The sequence below is a fragment of the Nocardioides sp. NPDC057767 genome (assembly GCF_042798275.1).
Classification (GTDB): domain Bacteria; phylum Actinomycetota; class Actinomycetes; order Propionibacteriales; family Nocardioidaceae; genus Nocardioides.
In genome coordinates this window covers 1-15,632 of sequence record NZ_JBHVKJ010000056.1, presented here as the reverse complement: position 1 = coordinate 15,632, position 15,632 = coordinate 1, and the positions used below count along the sequence as shown (strand labels likewise).

The 15,632-nt window shown below is 69.9% G+C and carries 14 protein-coding genes and 1 pseudogene; 13 read left to right on the top strand and 2 right to left on the bottom strand.

The annotated features are described in order from the left end of the window. The 12 genes and pseudogenes from ACFVDI_RS23390 to ACFVDI_RS23335 all read left to right on the top strand — a co-directional run bounded on the left by ACFVDI_RS23390 (position 1) and on the right by ACFVDI_RS23335 (position 12,061). Positions 1-1,290 (top strand): helix-turn-helix domain-containing protein, encoded by a 1,290-nt coding sequence (locus ACFVDI_RS23390; RefSeq protein ID WP_378911031.1) that lies wholly within the window; start codon positions 1-3, stop codon positions 1,288-1,290. 146 nt (positions 1,291-1,436) lie between these two features. Beyond that, a pseudogene (locus ACFVDI_RS23385) lies at positions 1,437-1,880 on the top strand (ABC transporter ATP-binding protein); the annotation flags it as partial. Between the two features lie 573 nt (positions 1,881-2,453). Further along, positions 2,454-3,203, top strand: coding sequence for an MlaE family ABC transporter permease (locus tag ACFVDI_RS23380; RefSeq protein ID WP_378911091.1), 750 nt, complete (start codon positions 2,454-2,456; stop codon positions 3,201-3,203). A 1-nt stretch (position 3,204) separates the two neighbouring features. Beyond that, positions 3,205-4,062 carry an MlaE family ABC transporter permease gene (locus tag ACFVDI_RS23375; RefSeq protein ID WP_378911028.1) on the top strand — a complete coding sequence of 286 codons (858 nt, stop codon included), beginning with the start codon at positions 3,205-3,207 and terminating at the stop codon, positions 4,060-4,062. Then, complete coding sequence (locus ACFVDI_RS23370) at positions 4,059-5,363, top strand: MCE family protein (protein WP_378911025.1); 1,305 nt, start codon at positions 4,059-4,061, stop codon at positions 5,361-5,363. Before ACFVDI_RS23375 ends, ACFVDI_RS23370 begins: the two co-directional genes overlap by 4 nt. Beyond that, positions 5,360-6,391, top strand: a complete 1,032-nt coding sequence (locus tag ACFVDI_RS23365; RefSeq protein WP_378911022.1) for an MCE family protein — start codon at positions 5,360-5,362, stop codon at positions 6,389-6,391. The genes ACFVDI_RS23370 and ACFVDI_RS23365 overlap by 4 nt, the downstream gene beginning before the upstream one ends. Then, positions 6,391-7,404, top strand: a complete 1,014-nt coding sequence (locus tag ACFVDI_RS23360) for an MCE family protein (RefSeq protein ID WP_378911020.1) — start codon at positions 6,391-6,393, stop codon at positions 7,402-7,404. The genes ACFVDI_RS23365 and ACFVDI_RS23360 overlap by 1 nt, the downstream gene beginning before the upstream one ends. Then, positions 7,401-8,441 (top strand): MCE family protein, encoded by a 1,041-nt coding sequence (locus ACFVDI_RS23355; RefSeq protein WP_378911018.1) that lies wholly within the window; start codon positions 7,401-7,403, stop codon positions 8,439-8,441. The genes ACFVDI_RS23360 and ACFVDI_RS23355 overlap by 4 nt, the downstream gene beginning before the upstream one ends. Then, positions 8,441-9,814: an MCE family protein gene (locus tag ACFVDI_RS23350; RefSeq protein WP_378911016.1), complete on the top strand. Its 1,374-nt coding sequence runs from the start codon at positions 8,441-8,443 to the stop codon at positions 9,812-9,814. The genes ACFVDI_RS23355 and ACFVDI_RS23350 overlap by 1 nt, the downstream gene beginning before the upstream one ends. Then, a complete protein-coding gene (locus ACFVDI_RS23345) occupies positions 9,814-10,959 on the top strand; it encodes an MlaD family protein (RefSeq protein WP_378911013.1) in 1,146 nt (381 codons plus the stop codon). Before ACFVDI_RS23350 ends, ACFVDI_RS23345 begins: the two co-directional genes overlap by 1 nt. Next, positions 10,956-11,561, top strand: a complete 606-nt coding sequence (locus ACFVDI_RS23340; RefSeq protein ID WP_378911010.1) for a hypothetical protein — start codon at positions 10,956-10,958, stop codon at positions 11,559-11,561. Before ACFVDI_RS23345 ends, ACFVDI_RS23340 begins: the two co-directional genes overlap by 4 nt. Continuing rightward, a complete protein-coding gene (locus ACFVDI_RS23335; protein WP_378911007.1) occupies positions 11,558-12,061 on the top strand; it encodes a hypothetical protein in 504 nt (167 codons plus the stop codon). Before ACFVDI_RS23340 ends, ACFVDI_RS23335 begins: the two co-directional genes overlap by 4 nt. A gap of 76 nt (positions 12,062-12,137) precedes the next feature. On the opposite strand, the gene ACFVDI_RS23330 is transcribed toward ACFVDI_RS23335, so the two are convergent. After that, complete coding sequence (locus ACFVDI_RS23330) at positions 12,138-12,368, bottom strand: hypothetical protein (RefSeq protein WP_378911005.1); 231 nt, start codon at positions 12,366-12,368, stop codon at positions 12,138-12,140. Next, complete coding sequence (locus ACFVDI_RS23325; protein ID WP_378911002.1) at positions 12,356-12,790, bottom strand: hypothetical protein; 435 nt, start codon at positions 12,788-12,790, stop codon at positions 12,356-12,358. Before ACFVDI_RS23325 ends, ACFVDI_RS23330 begins: the two co-directional genes overlap by 13 nt. A gap of 155 nt (positions 12,791-12,945) precedes the next feature. Between ACFVDI_RS23325 and clpB the strand changes: the two genes are divergently transcribed. After that, a complete protein-coding gene (gene clpB / locus ACFVDI_RS23320; protein ID WP_378911000.1) occupies positions 12,946-15,528 on the top strand; it encodes an ATP-dependent chaperone ClpB in 2,583 nt (860 codons plus the stop codon). The last annotated feature ends 104 nt before the right edge of the window (positions 15,529-15,632 follow it).

Here is a 15,632-nt window from a genome sequence, read left to right as displayed (position 1 = left end):
ATGAGTCCGACGCAGAGCCAGACGACGACCACCGGAACGCGTGTCCCGCACCCACGACTGCCACGCCGAAGCGCCTCGCGGCAGGTCGCCGAGAAGATCCACGCCCCGCGCGTCTCGCCCACGGAGTGTGCGGTCATCCGCAGGGTCGGGCGCGGGCTGGTCCCGCAGATCACCGACGAGATCCTGCGTCAGGTCGCCGCCTACTCGCGGCGCCCCACCCGGCGGCGCCGGGACCTGATCACCAAGGCCGTCGCCAGTGCCGTGGAACTCTATGCCGACGTGGTGGAGAACATCCCGTCCGACCCGGAGACGGTGTCGGCGATGTACTTCGCGATGGGCAGGGGAGAGGCACTGGCCGAACAGAGCCTCGATGGGTTCCGGGCGGCCGTCGACCTGGCCACCCACCGTGCGGCCGAGGCGATCCGGCACGAGGCCGAGGGGCTGGTCCCCGACGATGTACGCGGGACGCTGTGCGGCTCGCTCCTCGCCTACATGGGCATCCTGCTCGACGACGTCGCCCGTGGGTACGCCGCCGGGATCCGTGACCGCGAGGCGGATCCGTGCTGGATCCGGCGCCGGCTCGTCCGCGGTCTCGCCGGCGCGGCGGACGCCGAGGTGATCGAGGATCTCGCCGCGCGCGTCGCCTGGCAGCTGCCACCAGCGCTGGTGGTCTGCGCCGTCGACACGGTCATCCCGCTGGACTCGGCCGTGCAGCCTGTCGAGCTGCCCGGCGGGTGCGCATGGGACACCGCCGGCCGGCGCGCCCTGGTGGTCACCGACCCGGCTGACGTCGACGCCGTCTGCGCGGTGATGCGGGGGTGGCCACGTACGGGTCCTGTCTTCGTGACCGTGCCGGTGCCGTTGGCCGACGTCCCGGCCGCGATCCGCTGGACCGAGCGCGCCCGGGACCTCGTCGAGTCCGGGGTGATCCCCGCGGATCCGGTCGTGCGCTGCGCCGACCACCACGTCGCCCTGCTGCTCAACGCCGACCCCACGCTCTCGCGCTGGGAGGCGAGCGAAGCCCTCGCGCCGCTGGAGGCGTTCAAGGACGAGCACCGCCGGGCGGTGCTGCGTACGCTGCGGCTCTGGCTGCTCACCGGCGCGAACGCCCCGGCACTGGCTGCGGAGCTCGGCATCCACGAGCACACCGTCCGCAACCACAAGCTCCGGCTGCGGGCCGCCTTCGGCAGCCGGCTCCAGGATCCCGAGTTCGTCACCCTGCTCCTCTTCGCCCTCGGCGCCGGCGAGAACCCTGCCGCCGACTGGGTCGAGCTCGAGCGCTGCGGCTGAGCGTTGCGCCGGCAATTTGTCATGCGCATGACAAAGGACGGCACTCATTTGCCGAACGGATCGATTTCTCCTGCCGCTGTGACGTGAGCCACACGTACTGTCCGGACCGAAGCACACCCCACAACGGCAGATCAGGAGGTCCCGCGATGGGCGGAACCGTGGAGGTCACCGGGCTCACCAAGAGCTTCGGGTCTCAGAACATCTGGAGCGACGTGACCCTCACGCTGCCCCAGGGGGAGATCACCGCGCTGCTCGGACCGTCGGGCACCGGGAAGTCGGTGTTCCTGAAGTCGCTGATGGGACTGCTGCGGCCCGAGGCCGGGGTCTGCCTGGTCGACGGGGTCGACATGGTCAAGACGCGGGAGTCGCAGCGGCAGGAGCTGCGCAGGCGGTTCGGGGTGCTCTTCCAGGACGGCGCGCTCTTCGGTTCGATGAGCGTCTTCGACAACGTCGCCTTCCCGCTGAGGGCGCACACCAGGAAGCGCGAGTCGGAGATCCGGCAGATCACGAACGACAAGCTCGACCTGGTCGGACTCCTGGGTCAGGAGCACAAGCTGCCCGGCGAGATCTCCGGCGGGATGCGCAAGCGCGCCGGCCTGGCCCGCTCGCTGGTCACCGAGCCGTCGATCATCCTGTGCGACGAGCCCGACTCGGGGCTCGACCCGGTGCGTACGGCCAACCTCGCCCAGCTCCTCGTCGACGTCAACGCGGCCACCGACGCCACGATGCTGGTGGTCACCCACAACATCGAGCTGGCGCGTACGCTGCCGGACAACCTCGGCATGCTCTACCGCCGGCGCCTGGTGATGTACGGGCCGCGGGAGGAGTTCCTGCTCACCGACCACCCGGTCGTCTCCCAGTTCATGAGCGGCGACCCGATCGGGCCGATCGGGATGAGCGAGGAGACCGACCACGGCGTCAACGACGACTACGTCGAGGGCGAGGCCTACTACCCGACCGCCGGCGTCGCGACCGTACGTGCCGGCGCCCGCGCCATCGAGGTGCTGCCGCGCCAGCTCGCCCCCGCCAACGGCGCCCCGCGGGCCGCGGTCGAGCGGCACACCGCGCGGGTGGCGAGCGGGGCGGCGACGCTCTACACCGCCGATGACGACGACGTTGACCGAGCCCCGAGACCGAAGGTCAAGGACCCGGTCAGCCGGGCCCTGGACCAGGTCGGCGCGCTCTTCGCGCTGGGCCTGGACACGTTCCGGGCGGCGTTCCGGCGGCCGTTCGCAGCCCGCGAGCTGCTCGACCAGTTCTGGTTCGTCACCTCGGTCTCCTGGATCCCGGCGATGCTGGTCGCGATCCCGTTCGGCGCGGTGATCGCGCTGCAGCTCGGCACGCTGACGGTGCAGATCGGGGCGCAGTCGTTCACCGGTGCCGCCTCCGTCCTGGCAGTCGTGCAGCAGGCGGCCCCGATCGTGACCTCGCTGGTCATCGCCGGAGCCGGTGGTGCGGCGATCTGCGCCGACCTGGGCTCCCGGACCATCCGCGACGAGATCGACGCGATGCGGGTGATCGCGGTCGATCCGGTGCAGGCGCTGGTGGTGCCACGCGTGCTCGCCTGCGTGCTCGCCGCCGTGCTGCTCAACGGGCTGGTCAGCGTGGTCGGCGTCCTCGGCGGCTACTTCTTCAACGTGATCATCCAGGGTGGGACGCCCGGGGCGTACCTCTCCTCCTTCACCGCCCTCGCCCAGCTCTCCGACCTCTGGGTCGGCGAGCTCAAGGCGGTGCTCTTCGGACTCATCGCCGGTCTCGTCGCCGCCCACCAGGGGCTCAACACCAAGCCCGGGCCGAAGGGGGTGGGGGAGGCGGTGAACCAGTCGGTCGTCATCACCTTCCTGCTCCTCTTCTTCGTCAACTTCGTGATCACGACGCTCTATCTCGAGCTCGTCCCCGGGAAGGGGGCCTGAGATGACGACGACCGTTCCCGCGAAGGGGGTCCGGACAAGCTCGACCGCCGGGGCCCGCCGTCCGCTGGACGGGCTGGTGGAGACCGGGAAGGACATCCGGTTCTACGGAAAGGTGCTGGTCGGGATCCCCTCAGCGATCCGGCACTACCCGCGCGAGATCCTCCGGATCCTCTCCGAGGTCTCCTTCGGCACCGGCGCGCTCGCCGTCATCGGCGGCACGATCGGGGTGATGACGGGGATGAGCATCTTCGTCGGCACCGTCGTCGGCATGCAGGGGTACGCAGCGCTCGACCAGATCGGCACCTCGACGCTCAACGGGTTCATCTCCGCCTACTTCAACACCCGCGAGATCGCGCCGTTGGTCGCCGCGTTGGCCATGAGCGCGACCGTCGGCGCGGGGTTCACCGCCCAGCTCGGCGCGATGCGGATCAACGAGGAGATCGACGCGGTCAAGGTGATGGGTCTGGGCACGATCCCCTACCTGGTCTCCACCCGGGTGGTCGCCGGCTTCGTGGCGATCATCCCGCTCTACGTGGTCGGGCTGCTGACGTCCTATGCGGGCTCGCGGATCGTGACGGTCTACTTCCACGGGCAGTCGGCGGGGACGTACGACCACTACTTCCAGCTCTTCCTGCCGCCCATCGACATCCTGCTGAGCTTCGGGAAGGTGCTGATCTTCTCGATCCTGATCATCCTGATCCACTGCCGGCTGGGCTTCTACGCGAGCGGTGGGCCGTCCGGGGTCGGGATCGCGGTCGGACGCTCGGTGCGGCGGACCATCGTCGTCGTCGCGCTGCTCGACCTGGCGCTCTCGATGGCGATGTGGGGCGCCACCACGACGGTGAGGATCGCGGGATGACGCTGTCGAGAGCTCGTGATGCCTTCCTCGGCCTGTGCTACCTGGCCGTGGTCGCGGCGGTGGCGCTCGGCGCCTGGCTCGCCTACGACCAGACCTTCGTGGACCGCTCCGAGGTCACGCTGACCACCGGCACCCTGGGCAACGCGCTCCAGACCGGCTCCGACGTCAAGCTGCGTGGAGTGCCGGTCGGCACCGTCCGCACCGTCTCGGCCCGCGAGGGCGGCGCCGAGCTGACCCTGGCGCTGGAGCCGGACGTACTCTCCGACCTCTCGGCCGACACCACCGCGCGGTTGCTGCCCAAGACGCTCTTCGGGGAGCGCTACGTGGCTCTCCAACCGGGGGCCGGGCCGGAGCTCGAGGCGGGCGACACCATCGAGCAGGACCGCTCCGACGAGGCGGTCGAGCTGGAGCAGGTGCTCGACGAGCTGCTCCCGGTGCTCAAGGCGATCCAGCCGCACAAGCTCAACGCGACGCTCAGCGAGCTGGCCACGATGCTGCGCGACAACGGCGACGACATCGGCGAGGTCTTCTCGGCCTGGGCGGCGTACCTGAAGAAGCTCAACCCGCTGGTGCCGCAGATGGCCGACGACCTGGCCGCGCTCGGCCGGGTCGCGGGCCACTACGAGGAGGCCGCGCCCGATCTGCTCGAGGCGCTGGACACGATGACGGTGACCGCCGAGACCCTGGTCGACCAGCAGCGACAGCTCGCCGACACGTTCCGGTCGGTGACCACGACGGCGGCCGACACCGACCGCTGGCTCGAGCGCAACCGGGAGACGATCGTGGTGCTCTCCGACACCTCACGCGACGCGCTGCGCGCGGTCAGCCCGTACGCCTCCTCCTTCCCGTGCCTGTTCAGCGCCCTGCGCGACTACGCGCCGGTGATGGCGAAGAACCTCGGCAAGGGCACCGACGAACCCGGCATCCACGCGCTGGTCAGCGTCTCCGACATCCGGCAGCCCTATCCGGCCGGCTACACCCCGAAGCTGCGCACCGGCGGGCCCCGGTGTCCGTACGTCACCGGCCAGACCGGCAGCCAGCCGGCGGTCACCGGAACGGCCGGCACGGCCGGCACGGCCGACACGGCCGGCACGGCCGAGCAGATCGAGGCGCCGCCGACGGACCGGGTGCGCACCTTCGACGCCACGACGGGGCTGGGGGAGCAGAACTCCCCGGGGGAGAACCAGCTGATCGCCGAGGTGATGGCGCCGGCGGAAGGGATGGCTCCCGATGACTACCCGACCTGGTCGAGCCTGCTGCTCGGCCCGGCCCTGCGAGGCACGGAGGTGATCGTGCGATGAGGCTCGGTAACGGCGGCTCGGCCGCGGTGACGCTCACCAAGTCGGTGGTCTTCGCGCTGGCGACGGTCCTGGCGATGGCCGCGCTGGCGACGACGATCTCCAACGGATCGACCTCGTCGGGGCGTACGTTCACGGCGCTCTTCACCGACGTGACCAGCCTCAACAAGGGCGACGACGTGCGGATGGCGGGGGTGAAGATCGGCACCGTCCGGTCGATCGGGCTGCGGAACGACGACACCGCCGAGGTCGTCTTCACCGCGGCCGAGTCGGCGCCGATGGTCGAGGGCACCCGGGCGGAGCTCCGGTTCCGCAACCTGATCGGCCAGCGCTACATCGCGCTGGAGCCGGGCGCTCCTGGTGGGGAGGCGCTGACGCCCGGCTACACGTTCTCGCTCGACGAGACCGAACCCGCGCTGGACCTGACGATGCTGTTCAACGGCTTCCAGCCGCTGTTCAAGTTCCTCGACCCCGAGGACGTCAACAACCTCAGCGCCCAGATCATCGCGGTCTTCCAGGGGGAGGGCGCGACGGTCGAGTCGCTGCTCTCCTCGACGGCCTCGCTGACCTCGACCCTCGCCGACCGCGACCAGGTGATCGGCGACCTGATCACCAACCTCAACTCGGTCCTCGAGGTGGTCAGCCAGCGCACCGGGATGCTCGACACCACGCTGGTGACGCTGCAGCGGCTGGTCACCGGGCTGGCCGCCGACCGGGAGACGCTCGGCTCGACCATCGAGGGGATGGGCGAGCTCTCCCAGAGCGTCACCGGCCTGCTGCAGGAGGGCCGGGAGCCGCTGCGCGACTCGATCGACTCCCTCGGTGACGTCTCGGAGAACCTCGCCGAGAACGACGAGGCGCTGACGAGGTTCCTGACCACCATGCCGCAGAAGACCGACGAGATCGGCCGGGTGGCCACCTACGGCGGCTGGCTCAACTTCTACATCTGCTCGATCGACGGGCGGATCCCGAAACCCGAGGGCTACTACGGCGACCTCGGCGTGGAATCCCCGGCAGGAAGGTGCCGATGATGGCCCGCTATCCGAAGTCGTTCGCCGAACGCAACAAGGTCGTCATCGCCGTCGTCGGGATCCTGGCCGTGACCGGCGTCTTCTTCGCCACGTTCCACGCCGAGGACCTGCCGGTCATCGGCGGTGGCGACACCTACGAGGCCTACTTCGCCGAGGCCGCCGGGATCCGTCCTGGCGACGAGGCGCGGGTCGCGGGGGTGAAGGTCGGCGAGGTCTCCTCGCTCGAGCTCGACGGTGACAAGGTGCTGATCAGGTTCCGCGCGAAGGACGTCACGCTCGGCTCGCAGACGACCGCGTCGATCAAGGTGAAGACGCTGCTCGGACGCAAGTTCCTCGCCCTCGACCCGGGCGGCTCCGGGCGTCTTCGCGAGCCCATCCCGGTCTCCCGGACCACGACGCCCTATGACGTCAACGCCGCCTTCTCCGACCTCTCCTCGACCGTGGACGAGATCGACATGGCGCAGGTCGAGGAGTCGATGGACGCGCTCTCGGAGGTGTTCGAGGACACCCCCGAGGACGTACGCGGCATGGTGTCCGGTCTCACCCGGCTCTCCCGCACGATCTCTTCACGGGACCAGGAGCTGGCCGAGCTGATGCGCACCACGACCGAGGTCACCGGCACCCTCGCCGAGCGCAACCAGGAGATCAGCCTCCTGATCGAGGACGGCGACAAGCTGCTCGAGGAGCTCGCCGCCCGACGGCGGGCGATCCACCAGATGCTCACCTACACCGACGACCTCGCCGAGCAGGTCTCCGGCCTCGTCGAGGACAACCAGAAGCGGCTCCGGCCGGCGCTCGAGAAGCTCGACCGGGTCTCCGAGATCCTGCGGCGCAACCAGGACCACCTCGACAAGGCGCTCTCCCAGATCGGCGCCTACTACCGGGTGATCGGTGCCTCGATGAGCAACGGCCCGTGGATCGACGTCTACGGCTGCGGACTCTTCGACGAGAACAACGCGCCGGTGCTCGACAACGACGTCGAACGTGACTGCCGGCCGGGAGGGACGAGATGAGACGGCTCATCGCCTGGGGGCTCGTGGTCGCCGTCGTCGGCGCGATCGGGTGGGGCGCGGCGTACGGGATCCGTCAAGGGGATCGCGGGACCACCTTCTCGGCGCTCTTCGAGGCCTCCGTCGGCCTCTATCCGGGCTCGGACGTGCAGATCCTCGGGGTGCCGGTGGGTGAGGTGACCTCGGTGACCCCGGCCGGCGAGCACGTGAAGGTCTCGATGACCCTCGATCCGGGCCAGACCGCGGCGGCCGACACCGCGGCCGTGATCGTCGCCCCGACGTTGGTCTCGGACCGCTTCGTGCAGCTCACCGAGCCGTACGTCGACGGCCCCGAGCTCCGCGACGGCACCGTCATCGAGGAGACCGCCGTGCCGGTGGAGATCGACGACCTCTACGCCTCGCTGACCGAGGCCGGCGAGCAGCTCGGTCCCGATGGCGCCAACCGGAACGGCGCATTGTCGCGGTTCCTGAAGGTGATCGCGGCCAACCTCGACGGGCAGGGCTCCGACATCAACCAGGTGATCCGGGAAGGCGCCGACGCCTCGGCGACCCTGGCCGACGTCGACCAGGACTTCTTCGCCACCGTCGAGAACCTCGACACCTTCAACAAGACCCTGCTCGCGCACGACGACGGGGTCCAGGACGCCAACCGACGGTTCGCGCAGGTCACCGAGTACCTCGCCGAGGACCGCGACGACCTGGCCTCCGCCGTCGGCAACCTCGGCGAGGCGCTCGCGCTGCTGGAGTCGTTCATCAAGGACAACCGAGCCGAGCTGCGGACGAGCGTCGAGAACCTGCAGGGGCCGACGCAGGTCCTCGTCGACCAGAACGAGTCGCTGGAGGAGGCGGTCGCCACGATCCCGCTGGTGCTGCAGAAGTACATCAACGCCTACGACCCGGCGACCAACAGCCTCGTCGGCCGCACCAACCTCAACGAGCTGAGCGTCTGGTCCGGTGACGGCCTCAGCGGCCAGACCTCCGAGGAAGCGCCACCGGTGCTGCTTCCCGGAGTCGGGTCCGGAGTCGGGGAGGAGCAGTGATGTCGCGTCTGTCCCGCCCGCTCGCCGCTGTCCTGGCCACCGCCGCCCTGACACTCTCCGGCTGCGGTCTCGGTGCCGTCAGCGGCGGCGTCTACGAGGCTCCGCTACCCGGCGGCGCCGACGTCGGGGAGGATCCGATCACGCTGAGTGCGGAGTTCGGCGACGTACTCGATCTGGTTCCTCAGTCCAGCGTCAAGATCGACAACGTCGCGGTGGGCCGGGTCGCCAAGATCCGGCTCGCCGAGGACGGCCGCAGCGCACGGGTGTCCCTGGTGGTCAGGGACGACGTCGAGCTCCCCGCCGGCACCACGGCCCGACTGCAGCAGACCTCGCTGCTCGGGGAGAAGTACGTCGCGCTGATCCGCCCCGCGACCCCGGTCGCGGGCTCGCTGCTGGGTGACGGTGCCGTCCTCGGGAGGGGTGACACCGAGGCGGCCGCGCAGGTCGAGGAGGTCCTCGGGGCGCTGTCGATGGTGCTCAACAGCGGCGGGATCGCACAGTTCCAGGAGATCTCGCGGGAGATGCAGAAGATCTCCGACGGCCGGCCGGAGGAGATCCGGGCGTTCCTGAAGGAGATGGACCGGTTCGTCTCGGTCCTCGACTCCCGCTCGGAGTCGATCACCTCGGCGATCGAGTCGCTCAACGAGCTCGCGGTCACGCTGGAGAAGGACAAGACGAAGATCGCGAACGCGTTGGAGGGGCTCTCGCCCGGGATGCAGGTGCTCGTCGACCAGCGGCCGCAGCTGGTCGCGATGCTGGAGGCGCTCGACAGACTCTCCAAGGTCACCATCCGCACCCTCGACGAGGCCCAGGACGACATCGTGGCCGACCTGAAGCTGCTCGACCCGATCCTCGACCAGCTCGCCAAGGCCGGCTCGGACCTGCCCTATGCGCTGGAGATCCTCTTCACCTACCCGTTCCCCGACGAGGTGCTCAACGCCATCCGCGGTGACTACCTGAACCTGTTCCTGGTCACGAACTTCCGCACTCCCGACGGCTGCCGGTCCAAGGGCTGCGACTGGCTGCAGGTGTCGGTCGAAGGCGGGTCCGGCGACCCGGTCTCCTCCCAGCCCGGGTCGTCGGGCGCACCGCCGGGGCTGCTGCCGTCGACCACCTCGCCGGTGCCGGGCTCGTCCTCGCCCTCTGTCCCGGGGGAGTCGATCCTGCCCTCCGACTCGTCGTCCTCCTCGGACCCGTCGGCGTCCGAGTCCGGGTCGTCCTCGCCCTCTGATCCTTCCGGGTCGCCGTCGGAGTCACCGTCCGAGCCGTCCGGGTCGTCCGAGCCGTCCGGGTCGGGGTCGGCGACCTCCGAGACCTCGCCGGACGGCGCGGCCTCGGATCCTGGCACCGGCTCCGTGGAAGGGAGTGGATGATGCAACGGCTGACCGGAGGCGTACGCGTCAAGCTCGGGCTCTTCGTCGTCCTCGCCCTCGTGGGCACGAGCTATGTCGGGGCCCGCTACGTCGGGCTGGACCTGCTCGAGGAGCCCTACCGTGTCGACGTGTCCCTGCCCGAGGGCGGCGGGCTCTTCGTGAACTCGGAGGTGACCTACCGCGGGGTGCCCGTGGGTGAGGTGACGGCCCTGGAGGCAGGGGCCGACGGCGTACGCGCCGTGCTGGAGATCGACGGCGACGCGCCCGCCATCCCGGAGGACGTGACCGTGAAGGTCGCCAACCGGTCGGCCATCGGCGAGCAGTACCTGGACCTCCGTGGCGGCGCCGTGGGTTCGACCCGTCTCGCCGACGGCGACCGGCTCGCTGCGGGGGAGGAGGCGCTGCCGTACGACGCCTCCCACGTCATCGAGACCGGCCGCGACTTCGTCGCCTCGGTGCCCGAGGAGGCGCTGGTGACGACGATCGACGAGTCCTACCTGCTGTCCCGGGGTGCCGGCTCCGACCTGCGGAAGCTGGTCGACGCCTCGCTGTCGTTCCAGAAGGAGGCCGACCGCAACTTCCTGGTCTCGGCGAGCCTGATCCGCAACTCCGACCAGGTGCTCGCAACCCAGGAGGAGTCGGCGACGAGCATCAAGGCCTGGAGCAACGACCTCGCCCTCTTCTCCGCGACGCTGGCTGATTCCGACAAGGACCTGCGCGATCTGATCGGGGCTGCGCCCGGCACGGCCACCGAGATCTCGCTGCTGGTCAAGGATGTCGGGCAGCCGCTGGGGATCCTGATGAGCAACCTGGTCACCCCGGCGCAGCTGTTCGGGACCAACGCCGCCGCGCTGGAGTCGACCTTCGTGACCGTGCCCGAGGCGGTCAGCATCGGCTGGGCGATCAACACCTCCAACGGGCCGCGGCTGAGCCTGATGCCGTCCTTCTTCAACCCGCCGGCCTGCGTCTCCGGCTACGAGGGCACCGACCTGCGTGCCGGCACCGATGTGAGCAAGGGCAAGCCGTTCAACACCGCGGCCGGCTGCTCTGCCGTGCCGAGACCGAAAACGACCAAGACCGAGACAGCCGAGCCGGGGACGGTCAGCGTCCCCACCACGCTCGCCGGACTGATGGGGGAGCGATGAGTACGACGACAGAACGGCGAACGGAGAAGAAGGGACCCGAACGAAGTGGCCCCGAGCTTGTCGAGACCACAGAAGAGCCGAGATCGAGCCGTGACCGGGTGCTCACCTGGGCGCTCCCGCTGGTGGCGCTGTGCGTGCTGGTGGCCGGTGCGCTGACCTGGTGGCGAGCGACCGGGCACGACCAGGAGATGGTCGACGAGGCCGCCCGCCGCGACCGGGTGCTCATCGTCGCGACCAGTCACATCGAGACCCTCAACTCGCTCGACCACCGCAAGGTCGACGAGGGGCTGAAGGGATGGGCCGCGGTCACCACCGGCACCCTGCACGACCAGCTCACCAGCGTCTCCGAGGAGGACCGCACGGTCCTCGCGGAGCAGGAGAAGATCTCGACAGGGTCGGTGATGGACATCGCCGTGACCGAGCTCGACGACGACACCGCGACCGTGATCGCGGCGGTCGAGATCACGGTCCGCGACGGCTCGGCCTCCGGTGAGGACGCGGAACCGACCGTCAAGCGGAACCGCTTCGCCGCCGACCTGGTCAAGGTAGGCGACGACTGGCTCCTGGAGAGCCTCGATCAGGTGGCGGTGAACATGTCATGAGCCTTCTCGTACGCCGCTGGGCGCCCTTCCTCGCCGCGCTCGCTCTGATCCTCGGGCTGGGAGCGTTCTGGCAGGCCGACCGGGAGCGGAGGACCGACCACGTCGGCAACCGGGCCGTCGTCGACGCCGAGGCCACCACCGAGGTGCAGTCGGCCGTCTCCACCGGTCTGCTCCAGGTCTTCTCCTACAACTTCGCCGACCCCGCCCCGACGGCCGCGGCCGCCGACGAGTTCCTGGCCGGCGACGCTCGCAAGGAGTACGACCTCCTCTTCAAGCAGCTCCAGGAGAAGGCGCCGGGGCAGAAGCTCGTGCTCAGCGCCGAGGTGCAGGTCGCCGCGGTCAAGTCGCTCGACGCCGACTCCGCGTCGCTGCTGGTCTTCCTGGATCAGGCCTCGCAGCGCTCCACCGACAAGGAGTCCTCCATCTCCGCCGCCCAGATCGCCGTCGAGGCGGCCAAGGTCGACGGCCAGTGGAAAGTGACGACCCTGGACCTCTTCTGATGCCGAGTCGGCTCGTCATGACGAGCCGACTCGGCTGGGATCTCGGTCAGGATGAGCCGACTCGGCGGTGAGGGGGTCAGTCGCCGCCGCCCCCGCCGCCGCAGCTCGAGCCGCACGAGGAGCTGTTGCACGAGCTGGTGTGGTTGTCGCCGGAGCTGTAGGTGGAGCCGCACGAGCTCGAGCTGCAGTTGCTTCCGCCGCGCCTGCGGGGGCCTCGGCGGCGGTTGCCTCGGTTGCCCGTGAGGGCGGCGTTGAGGCACCCGAGGATGATCAGGCCGAGGACGACGATGACGATCAGGTTTCCCATGGGGAGCTCCGTTTCCAGGTGCGGCGTTCGAGGTGCCAGATCTGTGTGCCGAGACCGATGGTGAGCACCCGGCGCCCAGCGATCCGGGTGAGTGCCAACCGCCGCCGGCCCTCATAGACCTCGTGCAGGCGGACCCAGTCGGTGCCGATGGTGGCCAGGAAGTCGCGTACGTCGTCGTGGGCGCAGCCCTGCTGCGGATGCTGCGCTGCCCAGGCATGGAAGCGGGCGCGCCAGCTCGGCAGCAGGTCGAGCTCGGGTGCGGCGTCGTGCGCGGCCGAGGAGCGCTTGTGGTGCAGCACCCGCGTCGTCGCGGTCGTGCCGGCGGCGTCGAACCCCGGCGGCGTACGTCCCGCCAGCAGGTCGTCGAGGACCTCGCGCTGGCGCGCGGCGAGCTGCTCGCGCACGGCGCCTCGGGAGTCCACGGGAGCAGTGTGCCCGATTCGCTTGGGCCGCCGCCGCAATATGAGAATGTCAAAGTTGAGTGGAACAGACTCAACTTTGGTTGCGTTGAGATAGATGCGGGTGAGAGGCACTCGCGGCAGACTGAGGTGCGTCCCCAGGAGGAGTGCAGAGACAGATGAGCCAGTTTTCGGCAGACAAGTTCACCACCAAGGCTCGCGAGGCCATCGAGGCCGCGCAGCTCTCCGCCACGACGGCGGGCAACACCACGACCGAGCCGATCCACCTTCTTGTCGCGCTGCTGCAGGACGAGGGCACGGCCACGTCGATGGTCACCAAGTCCGGTGTGGACGCCGAGGAGCTGTCGCGAGCGGCGGCTGCCGATCTCGCCGGTCTCCCGCGCGCCAGCGGGTCGACCGTGCAGCAGCCCGCTGCCTCGGGTGCGCTGACCCGCGTCCTGGCCGGGGCGATCACGCTGGCCACCTCCCTGAAGGACGACTACGCCGCCACCGAGCACCTGCTGATCTCGCTGGCCACGGTCGAGTCGTCGGCGCAGAAGGTGCTCAAGGGCGCCGGGCTCACCGAGAAGGGGCTGCGCGAGTCGCTGAAGGCGGTCCGCGGCAACCGTCGCGTGACGAGCCAGGACGCCGAGGACTCCTACGAGGCGCTCGAGAAGTACTCCCAGGACCTCACCGAGGCCGCCGAGAAGGGCAAGCTCGACCCGGTCATCGGCCGTGACGCCGAGATCCGCCGGGTGATCCAGGTGCTCTCGCGGCGCACGAAGAACAACCCGGTCCTCATCGGCGAGCCGGGCGTCGGCAAGACGGCCGTCGTCGAAGGGCTCGCCCAGCGGATCATCGCCGGTGACGTACCCGACTCGCTGAAGGGCCGACGCGTCCTCTCGCTCGACCTGGCGGCGATGGTCGCCGGTGCGCAGTACCGCGGCCAGTTCGAGGAGCGGCTCAAGGCCGTCCTGGAGGAGATCAAGGCCGCCGAGGGGCAGGTCATCACCTTCATCGACGAGCTGCACACCGTCGTCGGTGCGGGTGCCGGGGGCGACTCCGCGATGGACGCCGGCAACATGCTCAAGCCGATGCTCGCGCGCGGTGAGCTGCACATGATCGGTGCGACCACGCTCGACGAATACCGCGAGCGGATCGAGAAGGACCCGGCCCTGGAGCGCCGCTTCCAGCAGGTCTTCGTCGGCGAGCCGTCGGTCGAGGACACCGTGCAGATCCTGCGCGGCATCCAGGAGAAGTACGAGGCCCACCACGGTGTCCGCATCACCGATGCCGCGCTGGTCGCCGCAGCGACCCTGTCCGACCGCTACATCACCGGTCGGCAGCTGCCCGACAAGGCGATCGACCTCATCGACGAGGCCGCCTCCAGGCTGCGGATGGAGATCGAGTCGTCTCCCGAGGAGATCGACCAGCTCCGCCGTGCCGTCGACCGGCTGAAGATGGAGGAGTTCGCGCTCTCCAAGGAGTCCGACGACGCGTCCCTGGAGCGTCACGCGGCGCTGCGCAAGGAGCTCGCCGACAAGGAGGAGGAGCTCCGCGGGCTGGAGGCGCGCTGGGAGCGGGAGAAGGCCTCTCTCGAGGGTGAGGGTGCCCTGCGCAAGCAGCTCGACGCGCTGCGTATCGAGGCCGAGCGGCTGCAGCGTGAAGGGTCGCTGGGCGAGGCGTCCGAGATCCTCTACGGCAAGATCCCGGTGCTCGAGGAGCAGATCGCCGCGGCGGCCGCCGCCGAGGACGAGGTCACCGACCGGCTGGTCGGCGAGGAGGTCGCCGCCCAGCAGATCGCCGAGGTGGTCGAGGCCTGGACCGGCATCCCGACCGGCAAGATGCTCCAGGGTGAGCAGGCCAAGCTGCTCGAGATGGAGTCCGTCATCGGGCGGCGCCTGATCGGGCAGAAGTCCGCGGTCACGGCCGTCGCCGACGCGGTGCGGCGCTCTCGCGCCGGGATCGCCGACCCCAACCGTCCCACCGGCTCGTTCCTGTTCCTGGGTCCGACCGGCACCGGTAAGACCGAGCTCGCCAAGTCGCTGGCCGACTTCCTCTTCGACGACGAGCGCGCGATCGTACGCATCGACATGTCCGAGTACTCCGAGAAGCACTCGGTCGCCCGCCTGGTCGGAGCGCCTCCGGGCTACGTCGGTTACGACGAGGGTGGCCAGCTGACCGAGGCGGTGCGCCGCCGCCCCTACTCGGTGGTCCTGCTCGACGAGGTCGAGAAAGCTCACCCCGAGGTCTTCGACATCCTGCTGCAGGTGCTCGACGACGGTCGCCTGACCGACGGTCAGGGCCGCACGGTCGACTTCCGCAACACGCTCCTCATCCTCACCTCCAACCTCGGCTCGAACTTCCTGGTCGACCCGGTGATGGATGAGCACGCGAAGCACGAGTCGGTCATGGCCGTGGTCCGGGGATCCTTCAAGCCCGAGTTCCTCAACCGCCTCGACGAGGTCGTCATGTTCGACGCCCTCTCGCTGGCCGACCTCACCAAGATCGTCGACATCCAGCTCGGGCTGCTGGAGAAGCGCCTGGCCGCCCGCCGGATCTCGATCTCCGTCACCACCGAGGCCCGGGAGTGGCTCGCCGAGACCGGCTACGACCCGGCGTACGGCGCCCGCCCCCTCCGCCGCCTCATCCAGTCCGCCATCGGCGACCCGCTCGCCCGGAAGCTCATCGGCGGTGAGGTCTCCGACGGTGGCCAGGTCACCGTGGACCGAGACGGTGACGGCCTCATCCTGAAGGCCTGACCCGCCCCGGCCGAGGCGTCAGCCAGGTCGGCCGAGGCGTCACTCCCCCACGCGGGCGGGGGCCGGCCCACCGGCGCGCCGGCGCTCACCGCCTGGGAGAGCGA

What these genes read in the sequence shown, in the direction of transcription:
- ACFVDI_RS23390 (WP_378911031.1), top strand. Translation starts at nt 1, where the DNA reads ATGAGTCCGACGCAGAGCCAGACGACGACCACCGGAACGCGTGTCCCG.
- ACFVDI_RS23375 (WP_378911028.1), top strand. Translation starts at nt 3,205, where the DNA reads ATGACGACGACCGTTCCCGCGAAGGGGGTCCGGACAAGCTCGACCGCC.
- ACFVDI_RS23370 (WP_378911025.1), top strand. Translation starts at nt 4,059, where the DNA reads ATGACGCTGTCGAGAGCTCGTGATGCCTTCCTCGGCCTGTGCTACCTG.
- ACFVDI_RS23365 (WP_378911022.1), top strand. Translation starts at nt 5,360, where the DNA reads ATGAGGCTCGGTAACGGCGGCTCGGCCGCGGTGACGCTCACCAAGTCG.
- ACFVDI_RS23360 (WP_378911020.1), top strand. Translation starts at nt 6,391, where the DNA reads ATGGCCCGCTATCCGAAGTCGTTCGCCGAACGCAACAAGGTCGTCATC.
- ACFVDI_RS23355 (WP_378911018.1), top strand. Translation starts at nt 7,401, where the DNA reads ATGAGACGGCTCATCGCCTGGGGGCTCGTGGTCGCCGTCGTCGGCGCG.
- ACFVDI_RS23350 (WP_378911016.1), top strand. Translation starts at nt 8,441, where the DNA reads ATGTCGCGTCTGTCCCGCCCGCTCGCCGCTGTCCTGGCCACCGCCGCC.
- ACFVDI_RS23345 (WP_378911013.1), top strand. Translation starts at nt 9,814, where the DNA reads ATGCAACGGCTGACCGGAGGCGTACGCGTCAAGCTCGGGCTCTTCGTC.
- ACFVDI_RS23340 (WP_378911010.1), top strand. Translation starts at nt 10,956, where the DNA reads ATGAGTACGACGACAGAACGGCGAACGGAGAAGAAGGGACCCGAACGA.
- ACFVDI_RS23335 (WP_378911007.1), top strand. Translation starts at nt 11,558, where the DNA reads ATGAGCCTTCTCGTACGCCGCTGGGCGCCCTTCCTCGCCGCGCTCGCT.
- ACFVDI_RS23330 (WP_378911005.1), bottom strand. Translation starts at nt 12,368, where the DNA reads ATGGGAAACCTGATCGTCATCGTCGTCCTCGGCCTGATCATCCTCGGG.
- clpB (WP_378911000.1), top strand. Translation starts at nt 12,946, where the DNA reads ATGAGCCAGTTTTCGGCAGACAAGTTCACCACCAAGGCTCGCGAGGCC.